The sequence below is a fragment of the Thermoanaerobacterium butyriciformans genome (assembly GCF_017874545.1).
Lineage (GTDB): Bacteria > Bacillota > Thermoanaerobacteria > Thermoanaerobacterales > Thermoanaerobacteraceae > Thermoanaerobacterium > Thermoanaerobacterium butyriciformans.
On sequence record NZ_JAGGLT010000051.1, the window covers coordinates 1 to 8,212 of the forward strand.

3 protein-coding genes are annotated in these 8,212 nt (G+C 33.4%); all 3 read left to right on the top strand.

Annotation, left to right across the window (positions count from 1 at the left end; genetic code table 11):
* The first annotated feature begins 131 nt into the window (after window positions 1-131).
* The 3 genes from J2Z80_RS14565 to J2Z80_RS14575 all read left to right on the top strand — a co-directional run bounded on the left by J2Z80_RS14565 (window position 132) and on the right by J2Z80_RS14575 (window position 7,504).
* Window positions 132-647 carry a hypothetical protein gene (locus J2Z80_RS14565; protein ID WP_209455026.1) on the top strand — a complete coding sequence of 172 codons (516 nt, stop codon included), beginning with the start codon at window positions 132-134 and terminating at the stop codon, window positions 645-647.
* 427 nt (window positions 648-1,074) lie between these two features.
* Window positions 1,075-1,371, top strand: a complete 297-nt coding sequence (locus J2Z80_RS14570) for a TnsD family Tn7-like transposition protein (protein ID WP_245301375.1) — start codon at window positions 1,075-1,077, stop codon at window positions 1,369-1,371.
* A gap of 193 nt (window positions 1,372-1,564) precedes the next feature.
* On the top strand, window positions 1,565-7,504 hold the full coding sequence (locus J2Z80_RS14575) for a dsDNA nuclease domain-containing protein (RefSeq protein WP_209455027.1): 5,940 nt from the start codon (window positions 1,565-1,567) through the stop codon (window positions 7,502-7,504).
* Window positions 7,505-8,212 lie beyond the last annotated feature (708 nt).

The window sequence follows — 8,212 nt, forward strand, 5'->3', positions numbered from 1 at the left end:
CTTCGATATTTAATTTTTAAAAAGTCATCAAAAGATGGCTTGTTTGCTATGCCATTTTATTCTTATTGCAATTTGTACTTTTAATTTCAACCTTTTCTTTTGGATATATGGTTGCTGCAGGTATATTATCAATGGCTGTGCTAGTAAAAGAAAATTCTGTTTATAAGATATGGCCCGAGGATTTGCTTTCAGGGGAAGAGAAACTAAAAGAAGTTTATGCATTGAATACTGAAATGAATATTAATAAGAATATCATAAGAAACAATTATATATATACAAGTTATGAATGTATAATAAATTCGCTAATATGCTTATCTATTATTTTTTTATTATCGCTTTTACCAATTAATGACCATCAATTAAATCATTTAGCATACTCAGCAAACGAAAGTGATAGGTATATAAACTACAAAATAATTTACACGGAAAATTCTACTATAGAATGTCATAAAATTAATAAGGATACTTTGGAAGAAATGGTAACTGATATCATTAGTAGATCTAATGATTATATTAAAACAGTTGAAGATGCTTCTGAAATAAAAATTGCAGATAAAAAACATAAGATATATATAAAATTTATAAAATTAGGGAACCGAATAATAATACTTAATGTTCAAGAGGGAATACATATACAGGACAATTAAGCCTTAGTCAGAATAAAGCCTACTGTTTAAATGGTATTGTTTATTTCAGATGAAAATTGCCAGCAATTCATTCGGGAACTATTCAATTTTTTAAATCTCCGATATTCTAAAAGGACACGAAGTGAATTTATGTCTAAATTACAATATTAAATGCAACACTTTTTTAAGATAAACTGGAAATTCGTGATGCCATAATATCATAATCATGTATGATATTGTTAGTTGTTTTTTCAACTTCCACTATAGGGAAAGTTGAAAACGGCAATTTCTATTATATATCTTATTGTCTTGTAATTAAGAATATCATATCTTTTTCAAAATATGCACTATCTCACTACCCTCAAAAATCTTATAAATCTCTTCCCAAAATTTATCAAGTTATGTCAGATATGTCCCAAATTTTAAGGGTCATCAAACCTTACAATCTTTGATACAAAAAGATTTGAGGAATAAAGAAGAATTCCCTCCTATGGTAGTCGAGGAAATGCTGAACTCCACTGAAAAGCCTGAAAGGATTACTATAAGCCTTATTGGTAGCAAATTGGGTATAAGAGCGTTACTTGAAAAACATTTGGATAAGTTGCCCATTACGAACCAGTATCTTGATTCAGTGAAAGAAAGCAGGAGGGACTTTCAATTAAGAAGAATAAAGTGGGCGGTTCAGGAATTGAAAAGTCAGGGAGAAATTACAAAGTTGTGGAAAGTGTTAAGAAAAGCGGGATAAGGAAGGAATTTTGCCAAGATATGAAGAATTATATAATGAAATTATTAATAATATAAATGATGATAATGGATAACCATGTCCATTTCAGTAACATTGCCTAAATCACTCTATGTTACACTAAAAGTTTTAGGAAGATTTGAAGTTAAAAAATCGGAAATGAGTAAGATCATGCTATAAGGTTAGGTGATTAAGTATGGATAGGAAGAATCCAACTAGTCCGATTAGGAGCGGACTTGATTTTCAGGATTTATGGGGAGCTTTTCTTTGCGTTGAATGGCTAAAGAACCCTGATAAATATAAATGGATTAGGTTTGAAACGGTTCCTGATGAATTAAATGACCGAAATTTCTTTTTGGATGATATTATTTTGTGTACCCAGGATGATACTTATCATGTATATCAACTTAAACATAAGCAAAATCCCAAAAAAGATAAATGGAACTGGGATTCCCTTTTGAAACAGGAATCCAATTCAAAGGGAGAGCCTAAAAACTCGCTAATACAAAAGTGGTTTAAGTCGATGTTTAAACCTGAATTGGATGGTAAGATAAGTTTTGCAGCTTTTGTTAGTAATGGGATAGCAGACGAAGACATTCAAAGGTGTTTAGACGGAGATAAAATAGATATCAGCCTTGTTAAGAGTAATTTTCCTGAAGTTTATGCAAAAATAAAAGAACAATTGGTTGACGAGATAAAAATTGAAATATTTTTTAATGAATTTCATTTTTATTTTGGGCAGAAAAATGTTGATGAGTTAGAACAGGAGATAAGAAAAATCCTCCAAGAGGATTTAGGAGTGACCGAGAATGGAGCGACTAATTTGCTTTCCCAAATTCATAAAGAGTCCAGGAAGCCATATACAAACAAAATATTGATAGAACAAATCAGAAATTGGTGTGAATGGGACAATCCGAGGCCTCTTAATGAGAACTTTCAAGTACCTGAAGATTTTGTATTTTTCGATCGAGAGATACATGAAAAGATTATTTCAGATTTAATGAATCCAGAGGGAGGCATAAAAGTATTTTATGGTAAACCTGGTAGTGGTAAAAGTACATATCTCTCGAAACTTCACGAGCTACTTACGGAACGAAAAGTAATTTCAGTTAGACATCATTACCATATTGCTCCAAATGATCCTAATCCTATTGGTAGGTTAGAGTCCCAACGTGTGATTGAGAGTATAAAATATCAGTTTAAGTTACATTCTCAATACTTAGGTGATCTTGCCCATAAAAATTCCAAAAATATTGCTCTACGTGAGTACATAGCACAGTTAGCAGGAGAGCTATACGAAAAAGGAAAAGCATTTGTGCTAATAATTGACGGTCTGGACCATGTTTTAAGGCATAAAGACGAAAAAGAGCTTTCAGAATTCTTGAAGGAAGTATGCTATCCTCAACCTGGTTTATGGTTATTAATTGGCATGCAGATGAGTGCTAAAGAGTATTTACCACAAATTATTTTTGAGAAGTGCCCTGAAGAACAATGGATTGAGATTAAAGGGATTTCAAAAGATGCAGTTGAGGAAATCTTAAATGCCAACCTTCTTGGGCTCAATCTCCCTAAGGACAGTTCTCAAAAAAAAGCCTTAGTAGAAAAGCTATTTGAAATAACTGAGGGGAATCCACTACACCTGCGATATACTTTAAGAGAACTGAAAAATAAACTGGGCAAAAACCTTTTAACCGTTTTTGATTGCAACGATCTTCTCCCTTATGGTGGAGAAATTTCCATCTACTATGATTCATTATGGAGAAAACTTCCTGAAACCTCGAAAACATTTGCTTCCCTTGTGACAATAGCTGATTTTTCTTTTGAAAAATCCCAGCTCTTTGAAATCCTTCCTAAATTTGAAGATAACCCAATAAAAGTACAGGAAGGGTTTGAAGCAATTTCACATTTGCTTGACGAAAAATCACAGGGCATATCCATATATCACAATAGTTTTGAATCATTTATTTTGGACCGACCAGAGCTTCATTTGCAGGAAAAGCTAATCAAACAAAAACTTAAAGAATGGCTAGAGGAATCTCCTTATGAAGAACTTAAATGGGCAGAATTAAGGAAACTAAATTATGACTTGGGCATCCCTGAACCAATATTAGAATTAAACAGAGAGTGGCTGCTTGATGCTATATGCTATCCAAGGGATCCTCTGAAGATAGTTGCCCAGCTAAGACTTGGTATTAAGGCAGCACTTGAGCGAGGATTATATGGGAAAGCTTATGAGCTCTCCCAGTTAAAAACCTATTATGAAAATTCTCTGGAATATATAGATGAATCGGCAGAATTGATATGGGAAGTTGCTTTTCTTCGTAATGAAAGTAAAGAAGAAATCTACAAAAGGGATCTTAATAAAGTTTACTCAAGCAATATACCTATTATTGTCAATGCAGCCGTAAAAGATGGGATAATAGATATAATTCGGGATGCTGTAGAAGTCCTAAGCAACAGACATGAAAATCAAACCATAAGAACAAAAGGTGATATAGGTGCTGAAGTTCCGCAAATATCACGTTATTTGATAGAGATTGTTTCTTGGGATAAAAGTATTAGTTCAGAAAAAGTTTATGACTATATTAAGCAATTTAGAAACACTGGTTGGTCTAGCGATCTTTTCGGTATCTATTCGAAAGCCTTGCTGAAAAGCAAACAATTAACTAAAGTTTTAGAACTGCTTGGAATGGAATTGGCCAGAGAAGAAAAGAATGTTATTCTTGATACTTTGGCCGAATATGGGTTGAAATATAATGACAAAACTATCGATTCGGTAATAAGTACTGAGAACAAAGACGATTTAAGCTATTTTTGTTTGCTTTACTTGTTTATTAAAGGGTTTGATATAGGAGAACTTCCAAAGTTACCCAATTATGACGATTTTCCGTATTATGTTAAAGAGTACGAAACAGGAATGAGAACAGAAAGAGCCAAAATGTTCTCTGATAACTTCCTCCTTGGAATAATTTACGGCCTGCAAGAACGAGAAGCTGAGGTCTTTCAATGGATTGAGGGAGCAGAGAAAAGATGGGCTTTGGACGTAATATCTTGTGTCTTCCAAGCGGGAATAGCTATAGCTAAAAAAATTAAAGTCAGAGACTCTATTGAGTATACAACAATATTTGAGTACCTGGATAAGGTAACTAAATTAAGGTTTCCCGAACACAGAGATCTATTAGAACTTCAGCACAGTCTGACAATTGCCCTATCAAACATTTTAAAGAGCATTTATCTTATTAAAACATCATTGAATCAATCTCCTCTTATAACAATGGAGGAGTATACAAAAATTAATAGCTCTAAATTCTATTCTTCGCAGGAATTTATACAGTTTTTGCTTGAAATAGGGACTCCTATTTTATCGTCTGATTCTTTTAGGCATTTTCTAGAGGAGCAAAGAGCATTTTGGAAAAGACATATTACTTATTTCTCAGAAAGGTCTCAATGGTATGCATTGCTGGCTAGGCTAGCATTAATTTATAATGATGTGGATGCAGTTAATGAATTCTTGAATCTTTCTGCATCAAATCTCTTGGGATATGGATACCATAAAGATATGTATCTTGACGAGCTGATGGATGCTATTCGTGAATGTCATAAGTCGGGTTCTGAAAAATCTGTAAAATGGATAAGTGAAATAGCTCCACTTGTGGAAAATGTAAGGGAATATACTGATGGGGATGAGACACGCCATTTTCCTATATTTTTAGCTGAATTGTTGGTAAATGTTAGTCCTGAGCTTTTATATAAATACTATTATCAAAAAGCTTATGAGGAAGATCTTTTTCTTGCGGAGGATATTTTCAAAAATGTTATAAGGTCCTTAAATTTTGAGGCTGATGAAGAAGTATGGTTAGCCACGACAGCACTTGATTCTAATTCCTTTGAAGAACTAAAATCCATAGCGGCGAACAATGAAGGTGCCAACAGAGCTTTAACAATAATCCAGGATTATTTAGGTCCAGTTGATTATTCAGTTAATGATGATTTTTATTCTGGACCTGTTACTTCATCTTCTCCATTTCTAGCTGAGAAAAAGATAGATTACTCAGTTATTACTCCAGCTTCTTTGGGACAGTATTTGGACAGGATTGAGACAAAATGGGATATGCGTCAGTTCCTAACTGAATGGTTAAAGCATTGGAATAGTAGAGAAGATGTAGATAAAAGATGTATTTACGATACTATAAAAACTATAGTTGAAAAACAAGGTTTACACAATGCTGATGAAGAAATTCTGGATTTCTTGTATCCGCTAGCATATGAGTTTGACGAAGATATAAACAAAGCCTTTGAATATCTTTGCTGGGCACAAGCTAACCATAGTGGGTGGGGTAAATATTGGAGTGATGAAAAAAGAGTCTTTGAGAGATGGAAGTTTTTAAAAGAATATTTTCCCACAAGGTATATGGAATTCTTCAAAAAAAGTATTTATTATACTGGTGTTCGTTACGGCAGAGGTAGGGAATATTTCGTTCCCCTTTTACGAGGTGTTCAATTCTTCCTATTTTTCGACAAACAAGAATATGCAGAAGAAATAACAGAGGCAGGTATTTTGTTTGCCAAGGAATTGATGGCTGATATAGTATTGCCACCCAGTAAATGGTTGATGCTTCCTGAGATCGGTGTCATCGATATTTTACTTCAGAGATTGACGTGGCCCAGTCCATTTGTCAGGGAAAGGGCTGCAACAGCTATTGCTTCTTTGTTAATAGATTCTTCTAACAAGATCTTTATTTGGGACAAATTAATAGAATTTATATCTAATCAGAAATTGGAGAGTTTAGTCGCAATAGGTTTGTTGCCTTTAATAAAAGCTGCTTCAACAAGACCCGAAGAAATGGACTATCTAGACATAGATAGATTGATTTCTGCTTTACCCTTAACTTCTGTAGTAATTGATAAACTTGTTAATGAATTGGCTACTCTGTTGAATAAAAAAGTAACTGTTCCGAAGAAGGTTATTGATATCAAGCCTGCGCCATATTTGTATCATCCCAGCGATTTTTTCTTAAAAAATGTAACAGGCTTTTTAGCACCAATTTATTTTGAAATTGCAAAAATGATTTCAGAGCGGACGGGGAAAGATTTTATTAAACAATGGGCGTATACAGCCGATGAGATTATGGAGCAATGTGGTTTCCAGAAAGAAGAAAATGAAGTAATGCATTTCTATGGGGGAAGAACTTCGCCTATACTTCTTGGAATGTCTACAAATCTTAGTGAGGTTTATAGGTCAGCCTTTTTAAGGGTTCTTCAATATTATTATGACCAAGGCAATATTTCAAAGGATTTATATCTGAAATATTCATATATAACTTTACCTGTAGAATTATCTTATTGGAAGATAGAACCTCAAAGATGTCCTGATTGGTGGCCAGGGTTTAATACTAATGTGTCAAGTAGAGATATAGACCTCTCCAAGACTGGGCTTTTTGATTCCCTTAATAGGCTTATTAATGAAGAAGGGGACTTTAAAGTTATCGGACTTGATGGTGCAGCTAAACCGTCTGTCGGTTGGAGTAAAGGGAATATTGATACTCGGATAACCATGATTGCCTTTGCATATGAAGTTGTAGGAAGTGATATTCCTTTAGCGGAAGAAGTAGCCAAAGAAATTATGTGGTCTTCGCAAAGGCTAATTCCCAAAGCCCCAAGACCTTTTAATATGTTAGAGGCAAGTAACTATGATATACAGTTAGAGGAGATCCCTATTGAGATTAATGATTTGGTTATTTTCCCATTAGTATACAGGTGTAAGCCTTTAGTAATATATTTGTGGCAGTGGTTTAGAGACTATCATCCTCCATTTATTTTATCAAAGGACCTGGATAGAGAAATGATAATTAGATTACACAAGAAAGAACTGAACTATTATTATCGTGATAAAGTTATTGTTAGGGTTTTTGATTGGTTAGAAGGGTTAAAGGAAAGAAATGATATAGATATGGAAATACCACATGGAACATGTATATTAATGAAAACGGAATTTTTGAACAAACTATTGGTTGATTACGGTTTAAGGTTAGGATATGTTGTAAGGATAAATTACAAATTTAAGAAAAGCATTTTTGACAAGGCACAATCATATGAGGAGTATCATTTATTGGGTGTAAGCAGAATAATAATTTAAATGTTATTTGCCAAGGAATAGTTTTTCGAACTATATTATATTTTAAGAAAATATTTCTTCTTAGACCCATATTTTGTGTTTAAATATTAGGATTATAAGATTATTGGAGTACTTATGGGCGGTATATAATACCATTAAATCGAAATCTTATATTAAAAATTTCGAAAGTCTTACAAACTTTGACTGTTAGACTAATTTAGAAATAAGTCTTAACCATTACCACTTATTTCCAAACCATGTATTTTTCATTTAGTCCTCCCACCTATGCGAAAAAAGTGGTTCCGTTGAGGGAGGAAAAAGGGAAAGGGATTAAGGTTTAAGTCTTTACAGAATAACAAAGGGATAAGTGGTAAAGCCTCGAAAAATTCGAGATTTAAGCCACTTATCCCTTTGTTCCTTGAAGCTTGATCCTGCCATTTTGGAACAACTTTTTCACACAAATTAAAGCAGCATTTAGGAAATTATAGGATAAATATTACTTCCTCACGGAAAAACTTTATTACCTCCTATAGAATCCCATGTAGATTTTATGCGGGGTGGAGGGCGGGGTAAGGGAAAGGTTTTTTTAAATTAATATTTGTCTGTAGTAGAATTCTTTTCCTCTGGAGTTAGATGTTAAACAGCAAGATATTACATCCTGAAAAATAGAGATTAATTAAGCTGACTTATCCTAAAAAGTATAAAGATTAAACAATCACTAAACATTGT

Excerpts from the sequence above, each read along its gene's own strand:
- J2Z80_RS14575 (WP_209455027.1), top strand. The coding sequence starts at position 1,565 with ATGGATAGGAAGAATCCAACTAGTCCGATTAGGAGCGGACTTGATTTT.
- J2Z80_RS14565 (WP_209455026.1), top strand. The coding sequence starts at position 132 with ATGGCTGTGCTAGTAAAAGAAAATTCTGTTTATAAGATATGGCCCGAG.